The following is a 25,221-nucleotide window of genomic DNA, read 5'->3' on the forward strand; positions in this document are numbered from 1 at the left end:
CTGCTGCCGCCACCCGCGCCCTCGCGCTCAGGTGGTCCCGGGGAACCCGTCAGGTCAGAACGCGGTGACCGCGTCCAGGGCGTTCACCAGGCCCTGCCCGTAGAAGCCGTTCACGTCGGCCGGGCCGGCGCAGGTGGCCGTGCTGATCGACTCGCCGGCGGCGGAGACGCGGCGGTAGGTGAACTCCGCCGGCACCGGGCAGGCCACGTCCTCGGCGGTGCCGAGCAGCAGCGCCTCGGTCAGCGACGGGTCGAGGGTCAGGGTGCCCGGGTGGGCGGGGTCCTTCTTCCCGTACTCGCTGACGATGAGGGCGGCGACGCCCGCGGCGTGCGGCGCGGCCATCGAGGTGCCCTGCAGGTACTGGTAGTACGCGTCCTCCCCGTCCTCCGTCTGCTGGCGGATGACGAACGGGGTGGTGGGCTCGCCCGCCTCGTCGACGTCGCCGTTGGCGATCGCCAGGTCCTCGGGGTAGGCGGCGAGGATCAGGCCGGCCGGGTCGACCCGGTTGTCCGGGGTGTCGTAGGCGTCGCCGCCGGGGGCGGCGACGTCGGCCTGCTCGGTGCCGTAGTTCGAGTAGTACGCCTTGCGGCCGGACGGGCCGGTGGAGGTCACGGTGACGACGCCGTTGCTCTCGGCGGGGACGCTGAGGCAGGTGGAGTTGTCGATGGTGCGCTCGCGGGCGTCGACGGGGTTGCCGTCGGCGTCGACCGGGTAGTCCGGGCTGGAGGTGTCCACGCCGGGCACGCCGAGGTCGGTGGACTCGTTGCCGGCCGCACCCACGGGCAGCACGCCCTTGCTGCGGGCGTAGTCGATGGCGCGCTGCACGGACTGCACGATGACGCGCTGCTCGGCCTGCTCCTCGGGCGAGTCGGCGGGGTTCGCCTGGCAGTTGTACAGCCACGGGTCGACGTAGAAGCTCATGTTCACGACGTCGACGCCGGTGTTGGCGGCGTAGGTGAGCGCGTCGAGGGTGGGCTGCAGGAAGAAGTACCCGGAGTCCTGGCCGGCGCGCAGGTTCACCAGGGTCACGTTGGGCGCGACGCCGGCCATGCCGAGGCCGTTGATGGGGGAGGCGATGGTGCTGGCGACGTGGGTTCCGTGGCCGTCACCGTCGACGTCGGCGGGGTCGACGCAGTCCTCGGTCTCGCACTCGCCGTCGATCTCGGGGATGTCGGTGACGAAGTTCCGGCTCGCCTCGGCGTCGAAGTTCGGGGCGATGTCGGGGTGGGAGCCGTCGACACCGGTGTCGATGACGCCCACGGTGACCTTCCGGCTGCCCGGCTGCACCTCGTAGGAGCCCTCGACGGTGGCGTCGATGGCGTCCATGTCCCACTGCAGCGGCGCGAGGGGCTCCGCGTCGGGCTCCTTGCGCTGCAGCGACTTCAGCTGCGCGGTGGCCTCGGCGGCGGCGCGCTCGGCGGCGGTGAGGCGCTCGATCGCGTCGGCGTCGTCGGCGACGTCCTCGGGGGCGCGGCCGATCTCGCGGTTCACGGCGGCGCCGACGAGACCGGCGGCGGCGGCGGCCTTCTCGGCGAAGTCGCCGGCCTCGGAGCGCACGAGCGCGTAGCCGACCTCGGGGTTGCTGGAGACGACGGTGCCGCCGGCGGCCTCGATGGCGGCGCGCGCGGCGGCGTCGGCGGTGCCGGTCTCGTAGAGGACCACGTACTCGTCGGCTGCGGTCACGGCGCGGGAGGCGCGCTCGACCGCACCGGTGCCGGTGGTGGTGGGGTCGGCCGAGGACGCGGTCTGCGTGGCGGCCAGGGTCGCCGCGACGAGGGCGAGACTCGCCGCGGAGGAGAGGACGATCTTGCGCACGGAGCCTCCTGCCAGGGGGGACCGGGCGGGCGGGTTCACCCGTCCGGCGCAACAGCGTGGCCGAGTGTGGTGCTCACAGTGCTCACAGACAAGGGGGCGCGCTGGGCAGATCGTCGATCGCGACCTTCCCGTGACCGGCCTCCGTCAGCGCCGGAGGAGCTCCAGCAGCCCGTCCAGGAGCCTGCGACCGTCCATCCGCAGGCCGTCGTGCTGGTAGGCGTTGGTGACGAGCGTGCGGGTCCCACGGACCTCGCGGGCGGTGCGGGCGCTGAGCGGGTACGGGACGAACATGTCGTCGACGTACACCGCGGCGGCCAGCGGGACGGTGTTGGCGGCCAGCACCTCCGGGTCGTGCAGGGGCGGCAGGTCCGCGCGCTCGGCGAGCAGCTGCGCCGCACCGCGCAGCGGCACCAGTGCCGGGTCCTCCTCGAACTGCCACGGGTAGACGTGCTCGCCGGTGAACCGGAACGGCGCACCGGCGGGCGCGTCGAGGGAGAACTCGGGGAACTCCTCGCGCACCCGGTGCGCCGACCAGCGCGTCGCCCCGCCCGTGGCGGCCCCTTGCGCGTAGATCGACTCGTGCAGCACCGCGTACAGCGGGTGCGCCGCGAACGACAACCGCCGGCCGGCCTCCACGAGGAACCGCTGCCGCAACCGCCGCTCGCCGCGCACGGTGGTGAACGGGTCCTCCAGCGCGAAGTGCAGCGCGTCGAAACCCGACTGCTGACCCAGGGCGATCCCCAGGGTGCGGAAGCGCCGCGAGCTCAGCCGCTCCCCCGTGGGCAGGAGTTCCTCCGTCCCGTCCAGGTGCTGCGCGACGGCGCGGGCCACGGCCTCGTCGCGCGGGTAGCGTGCGAAGAACTCCTCGTTGCGCACGGCGGTCTGCGCGTAGGTGAGCCGGTACACGTCGTCGGCGCCGGTGGACAGGCCGGGCAACCCCGCGGTGACCAGTGCCCCGGCGAGGCCCTCCGGCGCCTGCGAGAGGTAGCAGGTGATGACGAAACCGCCGTAGCTCTGCCCCAGCGCCCACCAGGGTTCGTCCCCCTGCAGCGCGCGGCGCAAGGCCTCGGCGTCGGCGACGATGGCGTCGGCGCGGAAGTGCGCCAGGTACCGCGCCTGGGCGGCCGCGTCACCGACCTCCCCGAGGGACTGCGCGTCCAGGGGGGTGGAGTGGCCGGTGCCGCGCTGGTCCAGCAGCACGACGCGGAACTCCTCCAGCGCCCGCTCCAGCCAGCCGCCCACCACGTCCGGTCGCGGGGCGGGGTTCCCGGGGCCGCCCTGGAGGAACACCAGGCGCGGGGCGCGCTCGCGCCCGTCGCGCACGTACTCGCGGGCGAACACCTCGACCGTCCCCGGCTCGGTGCCGGTGCGGTCCAGGGGGGCGGTCAGGACGTGCTCGTGCACGTCGTGGCCGTCGACGCGGTGGGACTCGGTGATCATGTCTGGCGTGGTCATGCCACGGCCTCCTCGACGGTCGCGTGCCGGCGCACGTCGCGCAGCCGGGCGATGAGAGCGTCGACCTGCTCGTCGGCGAAGACGGAGTCGGGCCCGTGCGGTGCGCTGTCCGTGAAGGGGGCGGCGTAGAGCGCCCTCACCTCGACGGCGCCGTTAGCGGTCAAGTGGTCGATGATCAACTGGACGAAGCGGATCTGGTCGACGCTGAAGGCCGTGTCGTCGAGGAAGTCCGCGAAGACTTCGGTGGCCGCCTGCCGGTCGAGGCCGACGAGGGAGCGGATGAACAACCCCAGGCCCTGAGCTTCCTCGCTCGCGCGGGCGATGTCGGCGTCCTGGGCCCCCGACTCCAGGAGCATCTGCTCGAGCGCGGTGAGGTCATCGGTGGTCAGTGCGATGTTGCGGCGCAACCGTTGCAGCGCCAGGTGGTCCTCGTGCCGGCGTAGGTAGGCCGTCGTCTTCTCGCGGAAGCGTTCCCAGTTCGTGCCGGGGGTGATGCCGGGGAGATCGACGACGCTCTCGTGCCCCAGTTCGTCGGCGAAGTTCGTGTAGACGACGGCGCGCTGGGACTTCTCGATGAACTGCACGAGGTCCCGCACCCGCCGTCGCACCCGTTCGAGGTGCGGGAGGGGGACATCCACCCACCACTCGTCACCGGCGACGTCATCGAGCAGTTGGGCCTGGGCGGCGATGGCGGGGATGCTGGTTCGGGAGACGAGGGAGCTCGCGATCTCCTGCACCTGCGTCCGCAACCGGTCGAAGGTGCCCACGTCACCGTCGAGGTGGGCGAGTTGCAGGCGCAGCAGCAGGAGGTCGAACCGTTTGCTGTTCTCCTCGTCGGCCCCTTCGGAGGAGGGGAGCCCGGCGAGGTGCTGGGCGACGTCACCGGCTCGGTCGGGGGTAAACGGCCGGTGCCAGGAGGCGGGGTCGACGTAGATCTCAACCCACTCGCGCTGGGGACGGACGAGGAAGTTGTCGAGGTTCATGCCGGTCACGTAGGAGCGGCAGAGGTCGGCGGTGTCGGCACGCAACCCGCGTTCGTCCTGGTCGCCGCGGCCGAGGACGGTGTCGGCCGGCTCAGGGCCGAGCTGACCGTCGAGGCCGGCGACGAGCGATACGCGCGCCTCGAACAGCCGCTCCACCAGGGACCGCTGCACCGATCCGCCCGTTTCCGGGAGGTCCTGCTGGAAGTACTCGAGGTTCCCGCAGAAGTCGAAGACGTAGAAGTCCTCCTTGTCCTGACCGGGCCCGTAGAGGTCGGGGCGGAGCCGGGTCCCGCGGCCCATCATCTGCCAGAACTTGCTCTTGGCCCGCACGGTCTTGAAGAAGACGAGGTTCACGATCTCGGGGACGTCGATTCCGGTGTCGAGCATGTCGACGGAGATCGCGATGTGGGGGGCCTTGTCGGGCTGGGAGAAGTCGTCGATGAGGGTCTGCGCGTACGGGACGGCGTGGGTGATGACCCGCGCGAAGTGGCCGGCCAGGTGGGGGTAGGCCTGGTCGAAGCGCTCGCGGATGAACTCGGCGTGCTTCTGGTTCTTCGCGAACACGATGGTCTTCCCGAGGCGGTCGCCGCCGGCAACCTTGCGCCCGTCGGCCATGAGCTTCGCCAGGACCTTGTCGACGGTGTCGGTGTTGAAGAGGAAGCGGTTGAGCTCCTCCGCGGACACCGCGTCGGGCGGGTCGACGTCCTCGCCCCACTCGGCGGCGTCCCAGTCGTCCTTCTCCTGCTCGCTGAGGTCGTCGTAGGTGATGCCGTGCCGCAGGAACTTCGTCGGCAGCGCGACGGCGCGGGCGGGTACGAGGAAGCCGTCGTCGATGGCCTCGGCGAGGCCGTAAGCGTCGGTGGGGACGCCGTCCTCGAGGTGGAAGAGCTCGTAGGTGTTGCGGTCGACCTCGTCCTTGGGGGTGGCGGTGAGGCCGACGGGGAGGGAGTCGAACCAGGCGAAGATGGACTTGTACTTCTGGTAGACGGAGCGGTGCGCCTCGTCGATGACGACGAGGTCGAAGTAGCCGGGCCCGAAGAGCCGCTCACCGCCGTCGGTGGCGTCGATGAGGTTCATCATCGTCGGGTAGGTCGAGGCGTAGACCCGACCTTCGCTGATCTTCTCGGTGACGAGGTTGACGGTCGCGACGTTGGGCAGGTGTTCCTTGAACGCGCCGACGGCCTGGTTGACGAGCGCGGTCCGGTCGGCGAGGAAGAGGACGCGCTTGACCCAGCCGGCTTCCATGAGCTGCTTGACCAGGGCGATGACGGTGCGGGTCTTCCCCGCCCCGGTGGCCATGACGAGCAGGGCGGCGCGCTGCTTGCGGGTGAAGGCGTCGTCGATCGCCCGGATGGCGCGGGTCTGGTAGGGCCGCCCGACGATCGCGGCATCGATCGTGGCGTCGGCGAGCGGGAGCCGCGTGGTGCGGCGGGCGACCATGAGCTCGAGCTCGGTGCGGGTGAGGAAGCCCTGCAACTTCCGCGGCGGGTAGCCGGAGGCATCGTCCCAGAGGTGGGTGACGTACCCGTTGGTGTAGAGGATGACCGGCCGACGTCCGGTCATGGCCTCCAGGCAGTCGGCGTAGAGCTTGGCTTGCTGCTGACCGATCGCTGGGTCTGTCGTAGTGCGCTTGGCCTCGACGACGGCCAGCGGGAGGCCGTCCGCCCCCCACAGGACGTAGTCGACGTAGCCGATGCCGCTCTCGTTCGGCATGCCGACGACCTCGAACTCGCGGTCGCGCTCGTCGTCGAGGCGCCACCCGGCTTCGGCGAGCAGTTCGTCGATCATGAGCGCGCGGGTCGTGGCTTCGTCGTAGTCGCGGTCGTCGCTGGCCGTCGACGCGGCCTTGGCGGCGGCGATCTGCTGGAGCAGGTCCGCGATCTCCGCATCCTTCGCGGCGGCGAGGTCGTCGCGTTCGCGCAGCGCCTTGGCGTGCTCCTCGTCCTGCTGCTTGAACCTCGCAGCGAGCTTCACGACCTCGTCGCGGCTCAGCGGCGCCCGCTGCGCGGCGAGGTCAGGGTCGAACGTCGCCTGCCGCGGCACCGCGTCCGGATCCGTGGAGTAGTGGAACGCCGCCCACAGCATGACGTGGTGCAGTTCGCGGACGACGTCGAGCGCCGTGCGCGCCGGGATCTGCTGGGCGTCGTGGACGGCGCGGTTGCCGACCTTGCGCAGCAGGTTGAGCTTCTGCCCGATGCCGACCGTGATGACCTGCTGGAACGCGGGGTCGTTCAGGCGGGCGGAGAAGTCGTCCCGGTACGGGGCGGGGAGGCGGTTCAGCTCGTAGAGGTGGGCGACGAGGAGTTCGGCGGCACGGCGGGCGTAGAAGCATGCCGAGCGCGGGTCGGAAGCAAGGTAGGACTCGGCGCGGGCACAGTCAGCGTGTAGGAGTGGCCAATCGTCGGCAAGGAAGACGAAATTTGTCACAGCTCTCCCGAGAAGGCGCGGTGTTGCAGCGAAGCGTGAAGTTCGGTCAGCAAATAGCTCTTTCGTCGACTAATCTGCGCCATCGCTTCCACCGCCTCCAAAGCCGAGACGAATCGCTGCTGCACTTCCATCGGAGGCTGAACTACAGGGAGTTGCCGAAGTCGCGCCAGTGTAATCTCCCTGAAAGTTGCCCCTTTTACCTGAGCTTGAATCCATCGCTGAGCACGGGGAGAGCGTAGATACTCCAGCAAGAAGAGGGGGTGCAATCTCGGCCCTGGAGCGATGCGCGCTGTTCCCTGCGTCAAGTTGGCACCCTCAAGACCGAGCGGAACCATGGCCGTCGTACCAACAGTGGCTCTAATGCTCATGACGATGTCCCCCACCGAGACGCGTGATCTCTTGAATCTCTCAGCAATTTCCGGCGATGTTTTTCGAAGTTGATTTACGGCTATCTGACCATCAACAAGATCGCCTGTTCGGATATAGGGAACTCCGTCCTCAACATCGGGGCCAGCCTGGACGATCCCGTAGGTCACGACCGTGCCGTCACGGACAACGGCAGCCAGAGGCTTCATATCTCGAGCAGTCGTGGTGTCGGACTCGATGTACTTGTTGAACAACGATGCCTTCGCGTCCTGACATGCAGTGACGAAACTCTCTTGCTGGCGTCGAAGAGTGGCGACTCCATCAAGGAGAGCCGCGATCCGACGCTGCTCAGCGAGGGGCGGCAACTCCATGCGAAGTGATGCAACGACTTGCCGAGTAATACCTCGAATCGTTGCTCCACGGGCTTGGGCGACAAGAAACGTCTGCCGCGACCGCAGGAAATGCTCGATATAGCCTACATCGCAGACAAGCGCGTCAGGCAGGATTGCGGTGATGTCTTGACTAAAAGCCACAGAATCCTTTACCCGGGCCACTTTTCCAACGCTCGTGCGAGTAACGAGTAAGAGTGCTCCAGGTGATGCGACCGTAGTAGCAGACTGGGAGACTGCTTCTCGCGAAATACGGTGACGTTCCAAGATATTCCCCTCAGGAGTGATATCAGCCCCCGTAACCCACGGAATATCCCCTCGATAATATTCGGGTCGCGAGCGCGCAGGAGTTCCCCCGCTCGCGAACTGAACAATATCGCCAAGCGAGACGATCTTCATTCCAGCATCTCCTTGAGCACGCTGAGATTTCGACTAATCTCGCCATCTAGCGCCTCTAGCTCTGCAATAATTTCCGCTGGCTCCCGATGTTCCATGTCATCGGGAATCATATCCTTGTACCGGTTCACCGACAGGTCATACCCCTGCGTCGCGATATCCGCTTTCGGCACGCAGAAGCTCCTTTCGGTCCGCGCCCGCTTCCGCTCGCTCCCATTCCGCTGCCCCCACCGCGCCAGCACGTCCGGCAGGTCGTTCGCCTCCACGGGGTTGCGCTTGTCGTCCAGCGAGAACCCGTCGGCGGCGACGTCGTAGAACCACACGTCGTCGGTGCCACCGGAGTCGGTCTTGGTGAAGAACACGATCGCGGTCGACACCCCCGCGTAGGGCTTGAACACCCCGGACGGCAGCTTCACGATCGCGTCGAGCTTCTGGTCCTCGACGAGGATCCGCCGCAGTTCCTTGTGGGCCTTGCTGGAGCCGAACAGCACCCCGTCGGGGACGACGACCGCCGCCCGCCCACCCGGCTTGAGCAGCCGCAGGAACAGGGCGAGGAACAGCAGCTCGGTCTTCTTCGTCTTGACGACGCGCTGCAGGTCCTTCGCCGTCGACTCGTAGTCGAGGCTCCCCGCGAACGGCGGGTTGGCGAGGATGAGGGAGTACAAGCCTTCCTCATCCGAGGCCCCCTCGGACAGCGAATCGCGGTAGCGCACGTCGGGTGACTCGATGCCGTGCAGGAGCATGTTCATGCTGCCGATGCGCAGCATCGTCGAGTCGAAGTCGTAGCCGTGGAACATGCTGTGGTGGAAGTGCCGGCGCTGCTCCGCGTTCGTCATGATCGACGGGTGCTCGCGGCGCAGGTACTCCGAGGCGGCGACGAGGAAGCCGCAGGTCCCTGACGCCGGGTCGCAGATCTCGTCGTCGGGCTGCGGGGCGGTCATGTGGACCATGAGCTGGATGATGTGGCGCGGCGTGCGGAACTGGCCGTTGACCCCGGCGCTGGCGATCTTCGACAGCAGGTACTCGTAGAGGTCGCCGTTGGTGTCCCGGTCGACCATCGGGATGTCGTCGAGCATGTCGACCACCCGCGACAACAGCGCCGGCGTCGGGATGGTGAAGCGGGCGTCCTTCATGTGCTCGGAGTACGTCGAGCCGTCGACGCCCAGGCGGCGCAGCATGGGGAAGACCTGGTCGGCGATGAGCTGATGCATGACACCCGGTTCGAGGTCCTTGAAGCGCGACCACCGCAGGGCGTCCTGGCCCGGCTGGAAGATCGGGGACTCGATCGGCTCCCCCGTGCGCTGGGCCATCTTCTCGTCGCGGGTGTGCAGCTCGTCAAGACGGCGGATGAAGAGGAGGTACGTGATCTGTTCGATCACCTCGAGCGGGTTGGAGATGCCGCCCGACCAGAAGGCGTCCCAGACGCGGTCGATCCTGCCCTTGAGCTCGCCGGTGATCACCCGCCCAATCTACCGATCGCCGCCGACACGGGCCGAGCTGTCGCGGCGTCAGGGCGGGATGAGGCCATGCCGCGCCCGCAGCCGACCCTCGTCTACCACATGACGCGGATCGAGCGGCTCGCTGGCATGGTCCGGGAGGGCTTGCTGTCCGACACCGAGTGCCGACGCCGGGGGATCACCGGGGTCGGCATCGGCTACAGCCACCTCAAGGAGCGACGCGCCCACCGCACCGTCCCGTGCGGCGCGGGCGGCACCTTGGCCGACTACGTGCGGTGGTACTTCGCGCCGCGGAGCCCGATGCTCTACGCGATCACGAAGGGGCAGGTCGGCGCCGAGGCCGCGCAGACGGAAGAGATCGTCTACGTGGTCAGCTCCACCCAGCGCCTGCGGGAGGCGGGCGTCACCGTCGTCGCGAGCGACCGGCACGCGGTGCTCCAGCTCGCCCGGCTGAGCGCCGATGACGCCGATCTCGACGGCGACGACTTCGTCGACTGGGGGCTCATGGAGGCACGGATGTGGGCTCCGACCCCCGACCAGCCCGACCGCAAGGAAAGGCGCCAGGCCGAGTGCCTGGCCCACCCTTCAGTGCCCTGGTCGGCCGTGGCGGGAGTGGTCACCCGGACGGAGGAGGCGGCGCGGAAGGTGGAGACTGTGCTGCGAGACTGCGGCGGGACGACCTACGTCGATGTCCGACCCCACTGGTACTTCTGAGGAGGTGTCGATGCCCATCACCGTCACGAGCGGCAACCTCCTGACTCAGGACGTCGATGCCCTCGTCAACACCGTCAACACCGTCGGTGTCATGGGCAAGGGCATCGCCCTGCAGTTCAAACGCGCCTGGCCCGAGATGTTCACCGCCTACGCGGTGGCCTGCGAGCGCGGCGAGGTGCAGCCCGGACGGATGCACGTCTGGGAGACGGGGGCGTTGACCGGCCCGCGGTTCATCATCAACTTCCCCACCAAGCGTCACTGGAAGGACCGGTCGCGACTCGAGGACGTCCGCAGCGGCCTCACCGACCTCGTCCGCGTGGTCGACGAGCACGGCATCACCTCCATCGCCGTCCCACCCCTGGGGTGCGGGAACGGCGGGCTCGCCTGGCGTGACGTCGAACCGCTCATCGCGGGCGCCCTGAGCCCCGTCGCCGACAGGGTGGACGTCCGGGTCTTCGCCCCCGCGGGAGCGCCGCCCGCCGCGGAGCAGGTCCACCGCGAGCGCGCCCCGCAGCTCACCCCGGGGCGGGCTGCCCTGCTCGCGCTCATGTCCTTCTACGAGCAGCTCACCTTCGAACCACCGACTCCCGTCGAGGTCCAGAAGCTCGCCTACTTCCTGCAGAACGCCGGCGAACCTCTGCGCCTGCACTTCGTGCAGCACCGCTACGGCCCGTACGCCGACGACCTGCGGAAGTCCTTGCGCGCGATGGAAGGGCACTACATCAGCGGCTTCGGGGACGGCTCGGCCCGCGTCGACGAGGCGGAACCGATCCGGGTGCGACCGGAGACGGCACCGGTCCTCGCGGACTACCTGGCCGAGCACCCCGAGACGGAGCGACGCATCCACGAGGTGCTGGCGGCCATCGAGGGCTTCGAGAGCACCTACGGCCTCGAGCTGCTCGCCACGGTCCACTGGCTCCTGCAGCACGACGAAGCAGCGGCGGGCTCCTGGGGCGACGCCCACGCGAAGGTCCGCGCGTGGAGCCCTCGGAAGGCGTCGCTGTTCACCCCGCCGCACGTCGAGACGGCCTGGCGCGCCGTGAAGGAACGCCACCTCGTGCCCACCGGCTGAGTCAGGCGCCGAAACCCGTGCCGGTGCGCCGGGCCCGCGCGCGCAGCTTCTCCCCCTTGTCGACCGCGGTCTGCCGCAGCGACTCCTGGAACTCCACGACCCGCTCGCGCAGCGCCTCGTCGGTGGCGGCGAGGATCCGCACGGCCAGCAGCCCGGCGTTGCGGGCGCCGCCGATGGAGACGGTCGCCACCGGCACGCCGGAGGGCATCTGCACGATGGACAGCAGCGAGTCCATCCCGTCCAGGTGCCGCAGCGGCACGGGCACGCCGATCACGGGCAGCGGGGTGACGCTGGCCAGCATCCCCGGCAGGTGCGCGGCGCCGCCGGCTCCGGCGATGACGACCCGCAGGCCGCGCTGGGCGGCCGAGGCGCCCCAGGCGACCATGTCGTGCGGCATGCGGTGCGCGGAGACGACGTCGGCCTCGTAGCCGACGCCGAACTCCTCCAGCGCCTTCGCCGCGTCCTCCATGACGGGCCAGTCGGAGTCCGAGCCCATGACCAGGCCGACCTCGACCGCCTGCGCGCGTGCGTTCACTCGTCGATCTCCCCCGCGATGAAGGCCGCGGCGTGCCGGGCGCGCGCGCGGACGGATTCCAGGTCGTCGCCGTAGACGGTGACGTGGCCGAGCTTGCGGCCGGGCCGCTGCTCCTTGCCGTACAGGTGCACCTTGGCACCCGGGTCGTGCGCCATGACGTGCAGGTAGGAGCGGTACAGGTCGGCGTGCCGCTCCTCGATGCTCGCCGGGCCGAGGACGTTGACCATGACCGTCCAGGGCGCGCGGGCGGAGGTGTCGCCCAGCGGCAGGTCCAGCACGGCGCGCAGGTGCTGCTCGAACTGACTGGTGACGGAGCCGTCGATGCTCCAGTGCCCGGAGTTGTGCGGGCGCATCGCCAGCTCGTTGACGAGCACCTCGCGGCGGCCGTCGCGCTCCACCTCGAACACCTCCACGGCCAGCACCCCGGTGACGCCCAGGCCGTCGGCGACGCGCAGCGCCACGTCCGTCAGGGAGGCGGCCAGGTCGGGGTCCAGGTCCGGGGCGGGGGCGGTGACCTCGTGGCAGACGCCGCCGCGCTGGACCGTCTCCACCACCGGCCAGGCGGCCGCCTGGCCGGAGGGGCTGCGGGCGACGAGGGCGGCGAGCTCCCGGGTGAAGGGCACGTGCTCCTCCGCGAGCAGCGGCCCGCGCCCGGCCCAGTCGGCGAACCAGGCGTCGGCGGTGGCCCACCCGGCGTCGCCGGGGCCGTCCAGGACGAGGACCCCCTTGCCGTCGTAGCCGCCGCGCGGGGTCTTCAGCACCACCGGCCAGCCGGCGCCGGCCGCGAACGCCTCCACGTCGGCGCGGCCGGCGACCCGCGCCCACCGCGGGCAGGGCAGGCCGAGGGCGGTGAGCCGCTCGCGCATGACGATCTTGTCCTGGGCGTGCAGGAGGGCGTCGGCGCCCGGTTGCACGCTCGTCAGCTCCGCCATGGCGCGCAGGCCCTCGGCGGGCACGTGCTCGTGGTCGAAGGTGACGGCGTCGCACTCCGCCGCGAAGGCGCGCAGCGCGTCCAGGTCGCCGGCCGCGCCCACCGGGGCGGGGGTGATGACCTGGGCGGCGCTGGTGCCCTCCCCCTCCGCGAGGACCCGCAGGCGCAGGCCCAGGGCCACCGCGGCCGGCTGCATCATGCGGGCGAGCTGACCGCCGCCGACGACGCCGACGACGGGGAACCCGCCGGGCCGGTCATACGGCGCGGGGTCGGGGCGGGCTCCGGTGGCGCCGGGCGCGTCGGGGGCTGCGGCGGGGGCGGCGTCGGAGGGGGCGCTCGTCACAGCAGGGAGGGTAGGCGACGGCCGCGAACCCCCGCGCCCGGCGTGTCGGGCACCGATCCGCACGGCGTGTCGAGGGCCTTCACACGGTCGGTGACGACCTGTGGGTCCACCCTGGTTCCGGGATGCCCGTACCGGACGGGTGGTGAATCCTTGGGTCCGCTCCGCGGACCCGCGGCGCGTCCCACGGAGGGGGAACTGCAGTGCTCACCGTCATCGCCTGCGTGGCGCTCGTCGTCGTCGGCATCCTGGGTGCCGTCAAGATGGAGGACCACCTCGACCCGTCGAAGAGCCGCAGCGGCGCCGACCGCTGACCGCCGCGCCCAGGGGGCTCCCAGCGGCATCCGCCACACTGCGGGGTCGATGAGCACGACCCCGCCCGCGGGGCGCGAGAACGGAGCACCGCCCACCGTGGCTTCCCACACGGCCGACCCACCCCCCGGCACGCCCCGCCCCGGGCTGATCGCACGGCTGCGCAGCACCTACGAGGTGCTGGCCCGGGAGGCCGCCAAGTTCGGCGTGGTGGGGGCGGTCGCCTTCGTCACCGACTTCGGCGTCTTCAACCTGCTGAGCTTCGCGGGCCCGGACGGCGTGGGCGTGCTGCACCACAAGCCGCTGACCGCGAACGGCATCGCCATCGCCGTCAGCGTCGTGGTGGCCTGGCTGGGCAACCGCTACTGGACCTTCCGGCACCGCCGGCGCGCCTCGGCCCCGCGCGAGCTGCTGCTGTTCGCGCTGATGAACGGCGCGGGGCTGCTCATCAGCGCCGCCTGCCTGGGTTTCACCTACTACGTGCTGGGGCTGCGCGGGCCGCTGGCGTCGAACATCTCCGCGAAGGTCGTCGGCGTGGGGCTGGGGACGCTGTTCCGCTGGTGGGCGTACCGGCGCTTCGTGTTCGTGGAGGAGCTGCGCGAGGAGGGCTGGGAGGCTCCCCGGCCCGGGGAGGCGCTGCGTCCGCCGGGGACCTCACACGCCGCGCAGGTGGACGACGTCGGCGGCGGCCAGGCTCGTCGCGGCACCGCCTGAGGTCCGCACCACGAGGCGGCCGGTGCCGTCGACGTCCTCGGCCGTGCCGGTGAGCACGTCCCCGCCGGGCAGGTGCGCGCGCACGGGGGCACCCAGGGTGAGGCAGGCGGCGCGGTAGGCGTCGGCGGTGGCGCCCGGGTCGGTGGCCCACTCGTCCAGCCGGGTGCGCAGCGCCCGCAGGTAGCGGCGCAGCACGGTGTCGCGGTCGGTGCTGCGCGCCCCGGCCAGCGCCAGCGAGGTGGGCGGCACCGGGGCGGGTGCTCCCGGGGCGGGGGGCGGCAGCTCGTCGGCGCGCTGCGTCACGTTGAGCCCGGCGCCGAGCACGACGGCGCCACCGCGCACCTCGGCCAGCACCCCGCACACCTTCCCCGGCCGCCCCGGCCCGGCGACCAGCACGTCGTTGGGCCACTTCAGGCCCGCGTCCACGCCGAGCGCGCCGAGCGCGTCCACGACGGCGACGCCGGTCAGCAGCGGCAGCCACGACCACCGCTCCGGGGCGGCCGCGGGGCGCAGCAGCACCGAGACGGCCAGGCCCGCCCGCGGCGGCGAGGTCCACGTGCGCCCCAGCCGCCCGCGGCCGGCGTCCTGGTGCTCGGCGACGAGCACGGTTCCGTCGGCGACGTCCTGGCGGGCGCTGCGCTCCAGCAGGTCGGCGTTGGTGGAGCCGGTGCGGGCGACCACGTCCAGCGCCGCCCAGCCGCCGGGGCCGACGAGGGCGCGGCGCAGGGCGAGCGCGTGCAGCGGCGGGCGCTCCAGGTCGGTCCAGGGACGCTGGGCACCCGTGCGGTCGGCGGCCTCCTCCACGCCCGCCACGGTAGCGGCGGGCCGGGTTTCCCCTCCGGGGCGTCCGTGTGCTTAGGTTTGCCTCTCCTACCCCAGCCCTGCCCGAGGAGGCCACCGTGCCCGTGCGCGCCACCCGCCGTTCCCTGCTGCTGAGCGCCCCCCTGGCGGCGCTGGCCGCCGCCACCGCCTGCGGGTCGCAGGAGACGGGCACCACCACCGGGTCCGCGGGCACCGCCGCGGCGGCCGGCGCGGAGGGCACCTTCCCCGTGACCGTCGAGCACGCGCTGGGCAGCACCACCGTCGAGGCCGCCCCCGAGCGGATCGTCACCTGGGGCTGGGGCTCGCAGGACGTGCTGTGGGCGCTGGGCCTGCAGCCGGTCGGCGTCCCGGAGATCACCTACGGCGGCGAGGACGGCGCCTACCCCTGGTGGGAGGGCCACCACGACCCCTCGGTCACCACGTCGATCGGCGCGAGCGAGACCGGCGAGGTGCCGTTCGAGAAGGTCGCCGAGCTGGCCCCCGACCTGGTGCTGGCGGTGAACTCGGGCCTGACCGAGCAGGACTGGACCACCCTCACGCGGATCGCCCCGACGGTCGCCTACCCCGACCAGCCGTGGCAGACCACCTGGCAGGACCAGGCCAGGCTCATCGGGCGGGCCGTCGGCAAGGAGCAGGAGGCCGAGGACCTCGTCGCCGAGGCCGAGGCCGACCTCACCGAGCGCGCCGCCGCGAACCCGCAGCTGGAGGGCAAGAGCTTCGCGTACGTGTACGCCACCTCCGCGGGCCTGTCCGTGTACCTTCCGGGCGACTCGCGCGTGGACACCCTGCACGGCCTCGGCCTCGTCGACGCCCCCGGGGTCACCGCCCTGGCGGAGTCCTCCGGGGAGTTCTACGTCGAGGTCGCCAAGGAGCGGGTGCGCGAGCTCGACTCCGACGTGCTCGTCGGCTACGGCGACATCTCCCTCGAGGAGCTGCGGGCCGACCCGGTGTACGCCACGATGCCGGCCGTCGCGAACGGCGCGGTGGTGTGGCTGACCGACCCGAACCTCATCGCCGCCACTTCCACCACGCTGCTGAACCTGCCGTGGCAGATGGACCGGCTCGTGCCGCAGCTGGCCGACGCCGCCACCGCCGCGGACGCCGCCGCGTGAGGTCCGCCGCGTGAGGTCCGCCCCCCGTGGGGGGCGCCGCTAGGGTCGGCGCGGTGAGCACCGCACCGCGCCGGCCCACCGTCCTCGACGCGATCGCCGAGGACCACTTCTCCGCCCTGCTGCGGCTGCAGCCGGCCCTGGCGCTGTCCGTGGGCGCCCCGGACCCGGCGCCCGGCCTGGGCGACCGCTCCCCCGCCGGCCTGGCCGAGCTGGCCTCCCTGGCGCGCACCACCCTCACCGCCGTCGACGCCGCCCCGGTCACCGACGACGTGGACCGCGTCACGGCCGCCGCGCTGCGCGAGCGCCTCGGGGTGGAGCTGGAGCTGCACGACGCCGGCGAGGACCTCGGCGAGCTGAACGTCATCGCCTCCCCCGTGCAGGACCTGCGGATGGTCTTCGACCTCGTGCCCACCTCCAGCGCGCAGGACTGGGCGGACGTGGCCGGGCGGCTGGCCGCGGTGCCCGCGGCGGTCGACGGGTACGTCGAGAGCCTGCGCGCGGCGGCGGCGCGCGGCCGGGTCGCCGCCCGGCGGCAGGTGGAGGGGTGCGCCGCCGAGGCCGCCTCCCACGCCGCCGGCGACGGCTTCTTCGCCGTCTTCGCCGCCTCGGCCGCCGTGGACGGCGAACCCCTGGACGGCGCCCTCGCCGCGGACGTCGCCCGCGGCGCGGCCGCCGCGGCGCGCGCGTACGAGCGCCTCGCCGGGTTCCTGCGCACCGAGCTGCTGCCGCTGGCACCGGCCGCCGACGCCAGCGGCGAGGAGCGCTACCGCCTGTTCTCGCGCTACTTCCTCGGCGCGTCCGTGGACCTCGCCGAGACGTACGCGTGGGGCCTGGAGGAGGTCGCCCGGGTGCGCGACGAGATGGCCCGCACCGCGCGGGAGATCACCGGCTCGCCGGACGTGCCCGCCGCCGTCGCCGCCCTGGACGCCGACCCGGCCACCGTCGTCGCCGGCGCGGAGGCGTTCCGCGACTGGATGCAGCAGCGCTCCGACGAGACGGTGGCCGCCGTGGCGGGCACCCACTTCGACGTCCCCGAGCAGGTGCGGCGGCTGGAGTGCCGCATCGCCCCCACCACCGGCGGCGGCATCTACTACACCGGGCCCAGCGAGGACTTCTCCCGCCCCGGGCGCATGTGGTGGGCGGTGCCGCCGGGGCAGACGACGTTCTCCACCTGGCGCGAGGCGACCACCGTGCACCACGAGGGCGTGCCCGGCCACCACCTGCAGATCGGGCAGGCCGCGGTGCGCGCCGAGGTCCTCAACCGCTGGCGCCGGCAGGGCTGCTGGGTCTCCGGGCACGGCGAGGGGTGGGCGCTGTACGCCGAGCGCCTGGCCGCGGACCTGGGCCTGCTGCGCGGGCCGGGCGAGGTCCTCGGGATGCTCGACGCCCAGCTGCTGCGGGCCGCGCGCGTGGTCATCGACGTCGGCGTGCACTGCGGCTTCGACGCGCCCGCCGAGGTCGGCGGCGGGGCGTGGACGTACGCGAAGGCGTGGGCTTACCTGACGAGCTGCTCGGGCAACCACGAGGACGTGCTGCGCTTCGAGCTGGACCGGTACCTGGGCTGGCCGGGGCAGGCGCCGAGCTACAAGGTCGGCGAGCGCCTGTGGGAGTCGGTGCACGCGGAGGTCCAGCGCCGCGAGGGCGCCGCCTTCGACCCGGTCGCCTTCCACCGCCGCGCCCTGGACCTGGGCTCGGTGGGCCTGGACGTGCTGCGCGAGGCCCTGCTCGGCTGAGGACCGCGGCGGGGCGGGTGGGAGGATGCCGGCGTGCCGTCGCTGCTGCTCGCCTCCGCCTCCCCCGCCCGCCTCGCGACCCTGCGCTCGGCCGGGCTGGACCCCGCCGTGATCGTCTCCGACGTCGACGAGCCGGCGGTCGTGGAGCGCTACGGCGTCACCGACGGCGAGGACGTGTGCCTGGTCCTGGCGCGCGCCAAGGCCGAGGACGTCGCCGGCCGCGACGAGGTCCCCGACGACGCCCTGGTGCTGGGCTGCGACTCGGTGCTGGAGGTCGAGGGCGCGGACGGCGCCAAGCAGGTGCACGGCAAGCCCGCGGACGCGGACGAGGCCCGCGCGCGCTGGCGGGCGATGCGCGGGCGCAGCGGCGTGCTGCACACCGGGCACTGGCTGGTCGACGCCCGCGAGGACGGCTCCGGCGCCACCCTGGGCGGGGTCGCGTCCGTGACGGTGCACTTCGCCGACCTCACCGACGAGGAGGTCGACGCGTACGTCGCCACCGGTGAGCCGCTGGCCGTGGCGGGCGCCTTCACCCTCGACGGCCTCGGCGGCGCCTTCGTGCGCGGCGTGGAGGGCGACCCGCACGCCGTCGTCGGCGTCTCGCTGCCGCTGCTGCGCGAGCTGGTGCGCGAGGCGGGCGTGGCGTGGCCGCAGCTGTGGACGCCGGCGGCCCGGGAGCGCGCGGAGCGCGGCGGCGGGACCCGGCGGTAGTCCGGGACGGGCGGCACCGCGGAGCGGGCAGTAGTCTCAGCCGTCGCCCGAACCCCCGCCGAACACCCGGAGAACCCCGCATGACCTCCCCCGACCCCGCCCCCGTCGAGACGACCGGGCCGGCGGTGACGGGCCCCGTCACCAAGGTGCTCATCGCCAACCGCGGCGAGATCGCGGTGCGCGTGGTGCGCGCCGCGCGCGACGCCGGCATCGCGTCGGTGGCCGTCTACTCCGAGGGTGACCGCGACGCGCTGCACGTGCGGATGGCCGACGAGGCGTACTCCCTGGGCGGCACCACGGCCCGCGAGAGCTACCTGGACGCCGCGAAGGTCGTCGACGTGGCGCTGCGCGCCGGGGCGGACGCGGTGCACCCCGGCTACGGGTTCCTCTCGGAGAACGCGGCGTTCGCGCAGGCCGTCATGGACGCGGGCCTGACGTGGATCGGCCCGCCGCCGGCGGCGATCGAGGCGCTGGGCGACAAGGTCTCCGCCCGTCACCTGGCCGCCCGCGCGGGCGCGCCCCTGGTGGCCGGCACCCCCGACCCGGTGGCCGGCGCGGACGAGGTCCTGGCGTTCGCGGACGAGCACGGCCTGCCGATCGCGATCAAGGCGGCGTTCGGCGGTGGCGGGCGCGGGCTGAAGGTGGCCCGCCGGCGCGAGGAGGTCGCGGAGCTGTTCGCGTCCGCGGTGCGCGAGGCGGAGGCCGCGTTCGGGCGCGGGGAGTGCTTCGTGGAGCGCTACCTGGACCGCCCGCGGCACGTGGAGACGCAGGTGCTGGCCGACGCGCACGGCGGCGCCGTGGTCGTCTCCACCCGCGACTGCACGCTGCAGCGCCGGCACCAGAAGCTGGTGGAGGAGGCGCCCGCGCCGTTCCTGAGCCCGGAGCAGGAGGCCGAGCTGCGCCGCGCGTCGCTGGCGATCGTGCGCGAGGCCGGGTACGTGGGCGCCGGCACGGTGGAGTTCCTCGTGGCCGCCGACGGGACGCTGGCGTTCCTGGAGGTCAACACCCGACTGCAGGTGGAGCACCCGGTCACCGAGGAGGTCGCCGGCATCGACCTGGTGGTCGAGCAGTTCCGCATCGCCCGGGGCGAGGCGCTCGGCTACGAGGAGGTCCCCACCCGCGGCCACGCGATCGAGTTCCGCGTCAACGGCGAGGACCCGAACGCCGGTTTCCTGCCGCGCCCGGGCAAGCTGACGCGGTTCTCGCTGCCGTCGGGGCCGGGGGTGCGGGTGGACACCGGCATCGACCCGCGCGCGGCGGCGATCAGCGGCGGGGTGGAGATCTCCCAGGACTTCGACTCGCTGCTGGCGAAGCTGATCGTCACCGGCGCCACCCGCGAGCAGGCGCTGGCGCGGGCGAAGCGCGCGCTGGAGGAGTTCCAGGTGGAGGGCGTGCCGACGGTGCTGCCGTTCCACCGCGCGGTGGTGGCCGACCCGGCGTTCGCTGCCACCTCGCCGGAGGCGTTCGCGGTGCACACCCGCTGGATCGAGACGGAGTTCGACGCCTCCGGGCTGCCGGGTTCCGGGGAGCTGCACGCCGCGGACGGCGGTGCGGCGCACCGGGAGACGATCGTGGTGGAGGTCGCCGGCAAGCGCCTGGAGGTCTCCCTGCCGGTGGAGCAGCTGAACGCGCAGCTGTCCCGGGCCGGGCACGAGATCTCCCGCGCCGGGGTGGCCACGGGCGCGGCCGTCGCCCGCGCCTACCGCTCGGCCACCCACCGCGGCGGTCGCGGCAAGCGGGGCTCGAAGGCGCAGGGCGGCGCCTCGGGCAACCCGGACGCGCTGGTGGCGCCCATGCAGGGCACGATCGTGAAGGTGGAGGTCGCCGACGGCGACCGCGTCGAGGCCGGCGACCTCGTCGCCGTGCTGGAGGCGATGAAGATGGAGCAGCCGCTGACCGCGCACAAGGCGGGCACCATCAGCGGGCTGACCGCGACGCCGGGCGAGACCACCACGACCGGCACGGTGGTCTGCGAGATCGTCGACTGAACCCGCCCCGGCCGGGCGCGCGGGCGCGTCCGGCCGGGTGCGCCCCACCGGCCGTGGCACCCTCGGGCCCGTGACGAGGGTGCGCAGGGTGGGCGAGGTGGTCGGCCGGTGGTTCCCGGTCGTCGTGCTGGTGGCGGGTGCGGTGGGGCTGGCGACGCCGGGCACGTTCTCCGGGTGGTCGCCGGCGGTGCCGTGGCTGCTCAGCGTGATCATGCTCGGGATGGGCATGACGTTGCGCCCGGCCGACTTCGCGGTCATCGGCCGGCGCCCGTGGGCGCTGCTGCTGGGCGTGGTCGCGCAGTACACGATCATGCCGCTGCTCGGCTGGGGCATCGCGCAGCTGCTGGGGTTCTCCGCCGTGCTGGCCGCCGGCATGGTCCTGGTCGGCGCCGCACCGGGCGGGACGGCCTCGAACGTCGTGGTCTACCTGGCGCGCGGCGACACGGCGCTGTCGGTGGCGATGACGTCGGTGTCCACGCTGCTGGCGCCGTTCCTGACCCCGCTGCTGGTGCTCGCCCTGGTCGGTGAGTCGCTGCCGGTCAGCGGCGGCGACCTGTTCACCTCGATCGTGCGGATCGTCCTGGTGCCGGTGCTGGCCGGCCTGGCGCTGCGCCTGCTGGTGCCGCGGCTGGTGGAGCGCTGCCTGGACGTGCTGCCGCTGGTGTCGGTGGCCGGCATCACCGTCGTGGTGCTCGTGGTCGTGGCGGGCAGCGCCGCCACGGTGCGCCAGGTCGGTGGCCTGGTGGTGCTGGCCGTCGTCCTGCACAACGCCGGCGGACTGCTCCTGGGCTACGGCGTCGGCCGCGTCTGCGGGTTGTCCCCGGCGAGCCGGCGCGCGGTGAGCATCGAGGTGGGGATGCAGAACTCGGGCCTGGCCGCGGCGCTGGCCACCGTGCACTTCACGCCCGCCGCGGCGCTGCCGGCGGCGATCTTCTCCGTCTGGCACAACGTCTCCGGTGCGCTGCTGGCGAGCTGGTGGTCGCGCCGGCCGGTGGGCACCGCCGAGGGTGCGACCGGCGAGCCGGCCGCACCCGCCCGGCGCTGAACCGCTGCCCTCAGCGCGGCAGGACGGAGGCGTCGCCCGTGGAGGTGCGCACCGCGATCCGCCGCCCGGAGGTGGTGTCGACGGGCACCTCGACGACCTCGTCGCCGAAGCCGGTGCTGACGTCCACCGCGTAGGTGCCGTCGGTGGGCACCCGCACCGTGGCGTCACCGGTGCCGGTGGTCACCTCCACCGCGGTGGGGGCGCTGTCGAGCCACGCCTCCACGTCGCCGGTGCCGGCGCGGGCGCGCAACGACGCCACCTGCCCGCGCACGTCCAGGTCGCCGGTGCCGGTCTCCACGTCCAGCGGCCCGCCGCTCGCGCCGTCCCACCGCACGTCGCCGGTGCCGGCGCGGGAGGTGACGGCGCCGAAGGAGCCGGTCAGCTCCTGGTCGCCGGTGCCGGTGCGCAGGTCCAGGTCGAGCCCCTCGGGGACGGTCAGCTCCCAGTCCACCTCGCAGGGGCTCAGCCAGCTGCCGCTGCCGCAGTCGGTGCTCAGCCGCAGCTCGCCATCGACGACGTCGGCGCTGGAGCGGGCCCGCGACCAGCCGTCGTGCACGAGGGTGCGCAGCTGCACCCGCTGCGCGGTGGGGTCGGCGACGACCACGACGTCGCCGGTGCCGCCCACGGTCCGCACGGCGGCGACGGCCCCCTCGAACTCGCGGGTGGACTCGGTGCGGGTGGCGGTGACGTCGCCCAGCACGTCCAGGCCGCCGAAGCCGACGACGAGGGCGGTGAGCACCGCGAGCGCGGCGCGGCCCGGTGGGCGGCGCGGCGGCGCGGGCGGCGGCGCCTGCACGGTCAGCGGCGCGGTGGGGGCGCTCACGCGGGGCTCCCCGGGCGCGCGGCGGCCTCCAGGTGGCGCAGCACCGCCAGGACGCGGCGGTGGTCCTCGGTGTCCGGGGGCAGGGCGAGCTTGGCGAAGATGTTCGACACGTGCTTCTCCACGGCCTTGTCGGTGACGACCAGCCGGGCGGCGATGGCCGTGTTGGAGCGGCCCTCGGCCATGAGCTGCAGGACCTCCAGCTCGCGGGGGGTCAGGCGCTCCAGGGGGTCGTCGCGGCGGGCCCGCGAGAGCAGCTGCGCGACGACCTCGGGGTCGACGGCGGTGCCGCCGGCGGCGACGCGGTGCACGGTGGTGACGAACTCGTCGACGTCGCCGACGCGGTCCTTCAGCAGGTACCCGACGCCGCGCGCCCGCCCGCCGAGCAGCTCGGCGGCGTAGCGCTCCTCGACGTACTGGGAGAGCACGAGCACGGCGGTGCCGGGGTGCTCGCTGCGCACCACGATCGCCGCGCGCAGCCCCTCGTCGGTGAACGTGGGCGGCATGCGCACGTCGGTGAGGACCAGGTCGGGGCGGTGCTCGGCGGTGGCGCGCAGCAGCGCGTCGGCGTCGTCGACGGCGGCGACGACGTCGACGCCCTCGGCGCGCAGCAGCTGCACGAGGCCCTCGCGCAGCAGCACGGAGTCCTCCGCGAGCACCACGCGCACGCCGGGCGCCGCGGGGGCGGGGGTCCCGCTCAGGGCACCCGCGCCCACCGGGGCCGCGCCCACCGGGTCCGCGTTCACCGGGTCCGCGCCCACCGGGGCCGCGCCCACCGGGTCCGCGTTCACCGGGTCCGCGCCCACCGGGGCCGCGCCCACCGGGTCCGCGTTCACCGGTCGCCGCCGACGGTCCACGGCACGGCGGCCTCCAGCACGGTGGGCCCACCGGGGGGGCTGTCCAGGTGCAGCCACCCGTCGACGGCGGCGAGCCGGTCGCCCAGGCCGCGCAGGCCGCTGCCGCCGTCGGCGACGCTCCCGCCGGCGGGGGCGGCGCCGCCGACGCCGTCGTCGCTGACGCGCAGCCGCAGCAGCCCGGCACCGGGGGCTGCCTCGTGCCACAGCTGCACGACGGCGCGGGAGGCGCGGGCGTGCTTGGCGGTGTTCGTCAGCGCCTCGGAGACGCAGAAGTAGGCGATGGCCTCGGCGGTGGGGCTGGGTCGCCCGCCGGCCGGCAGGAGCACCTCGACGTCCACGGGCACGGGGCTGGCGGCGGCCAGCGCGGAGACGGCCGCGTCCAGTCCCCGGTCGGTGAGCACCGGCGGGTGGATGCCGCGCGCGACGTGCCGCATGTCGGAGATGGCGGCGGAGGCGGAGCTGCTGGCGGCGTCGAGGAACTCCCGGGCGGCGTCGGGGCCGCCGCGGTCGAGGGCGCGCTTGGCCATGCCCAGCTGCATGGCCAGGGAGACCAGCCGCTGCTGCGGGCCGTCGTGCAGGTCGCGCTCGATGCGGCGGCGCTCGGCCTCCACGGAGTCGACGGTGCGCGAGCGGGTCTCGGTGAGGGTCTCCACGCGGCGGCGCAGCACCGCCTCCCGCTCCCCCCGGCCGGGGCCGAGCAGGGCGCGGGCCGTGAGCACCTCCACGGCGGTGAAGGCGCGCGCCACCGGCGGCGTCAGGGCCAGCAGCAGGACGCCGGCGGCGGCGACGAGGAGGGCGGGGGCGTGCAGGGTGCCGGGGATGCCGAACGGCCAGGAGTACTCGCCGGCGTGGCCGAGGCCGGCGCTGACGGCGGGGGCGGCGAGCGCGGCCAGGCCGGTGCCGGCCAGGGCCAGGACGACGCCGGCGCCGATCACCCCGAAGGTGCTGACGAGGGCGAGGTGCCCGGCCCGGCGCCACGGGCGCGGGTCCAGCACCAGCTGGCGCCACCACGCTCCGGTCACGGGGCACGGCCCGGACGCCGGGACGTGCACGCCGAGCACGGCGGCCAGGCGGTAGCGCTCCAGGTGCGCGCCGGCGGCGACGAGCAGGCGCGCCGGCACCAGCAGGAGGAACCCGATGCCCAGCACGGGCACGAGGGCGGTGCCCGTCACCAGCAGCACCAGCGCGGTCACGTGCAGGGCGAGGGCGAGGGGGTGCAGCACGAGGTGCACCACCGACCACCAGCCGGACGCCCAGCGGCGCAGCGCACCGCCGGGGTGGTTCGCCGCCGGAACCGCTGGGGCCCAGCGCATCGTCTCGTCGCTCACGTCGAGAACAGTAGGGCGGTGGGCGGTGGCGGCGGGAGCGTGCGCGCACCCCGGTCCGGGGTGGGGTCAACCCCACCGCGGCGGGCGACGGGCGCCGCGGGCGAGGTCACCAGGGGCGGCTCCACCGCAGACCGGGGACGCGCGCGAAGAAGCCGTCGCGGCTCATCCAGGTCGCCTCGTGCTCGAGCGCCAGCGCCGCGTGGTAGCAGTCGGGCACCTCGTTGCCGGTGGCCCCGGTGGCGCGGACCACGTCGCGGAACAGCGCGAAGTGGCGGCGGCCGGGACGCAGGCGGACGACACCCGGGGCGTCCAGGAGCTCGCCGGCCCGCTCGAGGACGGCGCCGGGGTCGTGCCCCATCCCGGGGACGCGCGGGTGCGTCAGGACGCGCAGCGCGCCGGACACGACGAGTTCGCTGACGCCCAGCGGTTCCGCGGCGGCGACGGCGGCCTCGAGCCACGCGGCGGCGGCGGGGTGGTCCGGCGCCCCGGCGTCCCAGGCGGGGACGAGGACGTTGACGTCGACGCTCTTCACGCGGGTCGCTCGGCACGTCCCGCGCGCAGGTCATCGCCCTCCATGGCGTCGAGCAGCGCGGAGTTGTCGTCGTAGTCGATCTCCGGCGACCGGGCCCCCGACGGGGACGGTGGCAGCGGCCGCACGCGGTAGGCGGGCGAGGCCGGCGGTGCGGGCTGCGCGAGGGACCGCCGCAGGGCCTCCTCGATCAGCGAGGTGACCGTGCGCCCCTGCTCGGCAGCGCGGACGCGCACGTCGCGGTACAGCTCGTCCGGCAGGTTGATCGTGGTGCGCACGCACATCAGCATATCCGCATACCGCACGAGTCGACCCGGTGTCCTCCCCGGGGTGGGGTCAACCCCACCGCGGGACGGGGGTGCGCGCCAGC

Annotated in this window: 21 protein-coding genes; 8 read left to right on the forward strand and 13 right to left on the reverse strand. The window is 73.4% G+C overall.

Going from position 1 to position 25,221, the window contains the following annotated elements; translation table 11 throughout:
- Positions 1 to 54: 54 nt before the first annotated feature.
- The 5 genes from V9U69_RS04360 to V9U69_RS04380 form a co-directional block, all read right to left on the reverse strand.
- The gene (locus V9U69_RS04360; protein WP_337060080.1) at positions 55 to 1,815 is read right to left on the reverse strand and encodes a S8 family serine peptidase; all 1,761 of its coding nucleotides are present in this window, start codon (positions 1,813 to 1,815) and stop codon (positions 55 to 57) included.
- Between the two features lie 144 nt (positions 1,816 to 1,959).
- A complete protein-coding gene (locus tag V9U69_RS04365; RefSeq protein ID WP_337060081.1) occupies positions 1,960 to 3,270 on the reverse strand; it encodes an alpha/beta fold hydrolase in 1,311 nt (436 codons plus the stop codon).
- The gene (locus V9U69_RS04370; RefSeq protein ID WP_337060082.1) at positions 3,267 to 6,680 is read right to left on the reverse strand and encodes a DEAD/DEAH box helicase family protein; all 3,414 of its coding nucleotides are present in this window, start codon (positions 6,678 to 6,680) and stop codon (positions 3,267 to 3,269) included. Before V9U69_RS04370 ends, V9U69_RS04365 begins: the two co-directional genes overlap by 4 nt.
- On the reverse strand, positions 6,677 to 7,834 hold the full coding sequence (locus tag V9U69_RS04375) for a restriction endonuclease subunit S (protein ID WP_337060083.1): 1,158 nt from the start codon (positions 7,832 to 7,834) through the stop codon (positions 6,677 to 6,679). Before V9U69_RS04375 ends, V9U69_RS04370 begins: the two co-directional genes overlap by 4 nt.
- Positions 7,831 to 9,291 (reverse strand): type I restriction-modification system subunit M, encoded by a 1,461-nt coding sequence (locus V9U69_RS04380; RefSeq protein WP_337060084.1) that lies wholly within the window; start codon positions 9,289 to 9,291, stop codon positions 7,831 to 7,833. Before V9U69_RS04380 ends, V9U69_RS04375 begins: the two co-directional genes overlap by 4 nt.
- A gap of 66 nt (positions 9,292 to 9,357) precedes the next feature.
- Here V9U69_RS04380 and darT point away from each other — a divergent pair, with 66 nt between their 5' ends.
- Together darT and darG are read left to right on the forward strand one after the other, a co-directional pair.
- Positions 9,358 to 10,002 carry a type II toxin-antitoxin system toxin DNA ADP-ribosyl transferase DarT gene (gene darT / locus V9U69_RS04385; RefSeq protein WP_337060085.1) on the forward strand — a complete coding sequence of 215 codons (645 nt, stop codon included), beginning with the start codon at positions 9,358 to 9,360 and terminating at the stop codon, positions 10,000 to 10,002.
- Positions 10,003 to 10,012: 10 nt separating this feature from the next.
- Positions 10,013 to 11,074, forward strand: a complete 1,062-nt coding sequence (gene darG, locus V9U69_RS04390; RefSeq protein ID WP_337060086.1) for a type II toxin-antitoxin system antitoxin DNA ADP-ribosyl glycohydrolase DarG — start codon at positions 10,013 to 10,015, stop codon at positions 11,072 to 11,074.
- Position 11,075: 1 nt separating this feature from the next.
- On the opposite strand, the gene purE is transcribed toward darG, so the two are convergent.
- Both purE and V9U69_RS04400 read right to left on the reverse strand, forming a co-directional pair.
- Positions 11,076 to 11,570 carry a 5-(carboxyamino)imidazole ribonucleotide mutase gene (gene purE / locus V9U69_RS04395; protein WP_442907588.1) on the reverse strand — a complete coding sequence of 165 codons (495 nt, stop codon included), beginning with the start codon at positions 11,568 to 11,570 and terminating at the stop codon, positions 11,076 to 11,078.
- Positions 11,571 to 11,605: 35 nt separating this feature from the next.
- On the reverse strand, positions 11,606 to 12,883 hold the full coding sequence (locus V9U69_RS04400; protein WP_337060088.1) for a 5-(carboxyamino)imidazole ribonucleotide synthase: 1,278 nt from the start codon (positions 12,881 to 12,883) through the stop codon (positions 11,606 to 11,608).
- A gap of 408 nt (positions 12,884 to 13,291) precedes the next feature.
- Between V9U69_RS04400 and V9U69_RS04405 the strand changes: the two genes are divergently transcribed.
- Entirely contained in the window at positions 13,292 to 13,906 is a 615-nt protein-coding gene (locus V9U69_RS04405) for a GtrA family protein (RefSeq protein WP_337060089.1), read from the forward strand.
- Here V9U69_RS04405 and V9U69_RS04410 read toward each other — a convergent pair.
- A complete protein-coding gene (locus V9U69_RS04410; protein ID WP_337060090.1) occupies positions 13,847 to 14,710 on the reverse strand; it encodes a biotin--[acetyl-CoA-carboxylase] ligase in 864 nt (287 codons plus the stop codon). The genes V9U69_RS04405 and V9U69_RS04410 overlap by 60 nt on opposite strands.
- Positions 14,711 to 14,805: 95 nt before the next feature.
- On the opposite strand from V9U69_RS04410, the gene V9U69_RS04415 reads away from it, so the two are divergent.
- The 5 genes from V9U69_RS04415 (at position 14,806) to V9U69_RS04435 (ending at position 21,317) form a co-directional block, all read left to right on the forward strand.
- On the forward strand, positions 14,806 to 15,840 hold the full coding sequence (locus tag V9U69_RS04415; RefSeq protein ID WP_337060091.1) for an iron-siderophore ABC transporter substrate-binding protein: 1,035 nt from the start codon (positions 14,806 to 14,808) through the stop codon (positions 15,838 to 15,840).
- Between the two features lie 53 nt (positions 15,841 to 15,893).
- Positions 15,894 to 17,573, forward strand: coding sequence for a DUF885 domain-containing protein (locus tag V9U69_RS04420; RefSeq protein WP_337060092.1), 1,680 nt, complete (start codon positions 15,894 to 15,896; stop codon positions 17,571 to 17,573).
- A gap of 33 nt (positions 17,574 to 17,606) precedes the next feature.
- A complete protein-coding gene (locus V9U69_RS04425) occupies positions 17,607 to 18,284 on the forward strand; it encodes a Maf family protein (protein WP_337060093.1) in 678 nt (225 codons plus the stop codon).
- 80 nt (positions 18,285 to 18,364) lie between these two features.
- On the forward strand, positions 18,365 to 20,272 hold the full coding sequence (locus tag V9U69_RS04430) for an acetyl/propionyl/methylcrotonyl-CoA carboxylase subunit alpha (RefSeq protein ID WP_337060094.1): 1,908 nt from the start codon (positions 18,365 to 18,367) through the stop codon (positions 20,270 to 20,272).
- Positions 20,273 to 20,342: 70 nt separating this feature from the next.
- Positions 20,343 to 21,317, forward strand: coding sequence for a bile acid:sodium symporter family protein (locus V9U69_RS04435; RefSeq protein WP_337060095.1), 975 nt, complete (start codon positions 20,343 to 20,345; stop codon positions 21,315 to 21,317).
- 10 nt (positions 21,318 to 21,327) lie between these two features.
- Here the strand turns inward: V9U69_RS04435 and V9U69_RS04440 are convergent, their stop codons facing one another.
- From V9U69_RS04440 to V9U69_RS04460, 5 genes are all read right to left on the reverse strand, one after another.
- Positions 21,328 to 22,140, reverse strand: a complete 813-nt coding sequence (locus tag V9U69_RS04440) for a DUF4097 family beta strand repeat-containing protein (protein WP_337060096.1) — start codon at positions 22,138 to 22,140, stop codon at positions 21,328 to 21,330.
- Complete coding sequence (locus V9U69_RS04445) at positions 22,137 to 22,805, reverse strand: response regulator transcription factor (RefSeq protein ID WP_337060162.1); 669 nt, start codon at positions 22,803 to 22,805, stop codon at positions 22,137 to 22,139. The genes V9U69_RS04440 and V9U69_RS04445 overlap by 4 nt, the downstream gene beginning before the upstream one ends.
- Positions 22,806 to 22,969: 164 nt before the next feature.
- On the reverse strand, positions 22,970 to 24,322 hold the full coding sequence (locus tag V9U69_RS04450) for a sensor histidine kinase (RefSeq protein WP_337060097.1): 1,353 nt from the start codon (positions 24,320 to 24,322) through the stop codon (positions 22,970 to 22,972).
- A gap of 106 nt (positions 24,323 to 24,428) precedes the next feature.
- Positions 24,429 to 24,854: a TA system VapC family ribonuclease toxin gene (locus V9U69_RS04455; protein ID WP_337060098.1), complete on the reverse strand. Its 426-nt coding sequence runs from the start codon at positions 24,852 to 24,854 to the stop codon at positions 24,429 to 24,431.
- On the reverse strand, positions 24,851 to 25,129 hold the full coding sequence (locus V9U69_RS04460) for a ribbon-helix-helix domain-containing protein (protein ID WP_337060099.1): 279 nt from the start codon (positions 25,127 to 25,129) through the stop codon (positions 24,851 to 24,853). Before V9U69_RS04460 ends, V9U69_RS04455 begins: the two co-directional genes overlap by 4 nt.
- Positions 25,130 to 25,221: the final 92 nt, after the last annotated feature.

Origin of the sequence: Kineococcus sp. G2, assembly GCF_037154035.1 — a bacterium.
In the GTDB taxonomy this organism is placed as follows: domain Bacteria; phylum Actinomycetota; class Actinomycetes; order Actinomycetales; family Kineococcaceae; genus Kineococcus.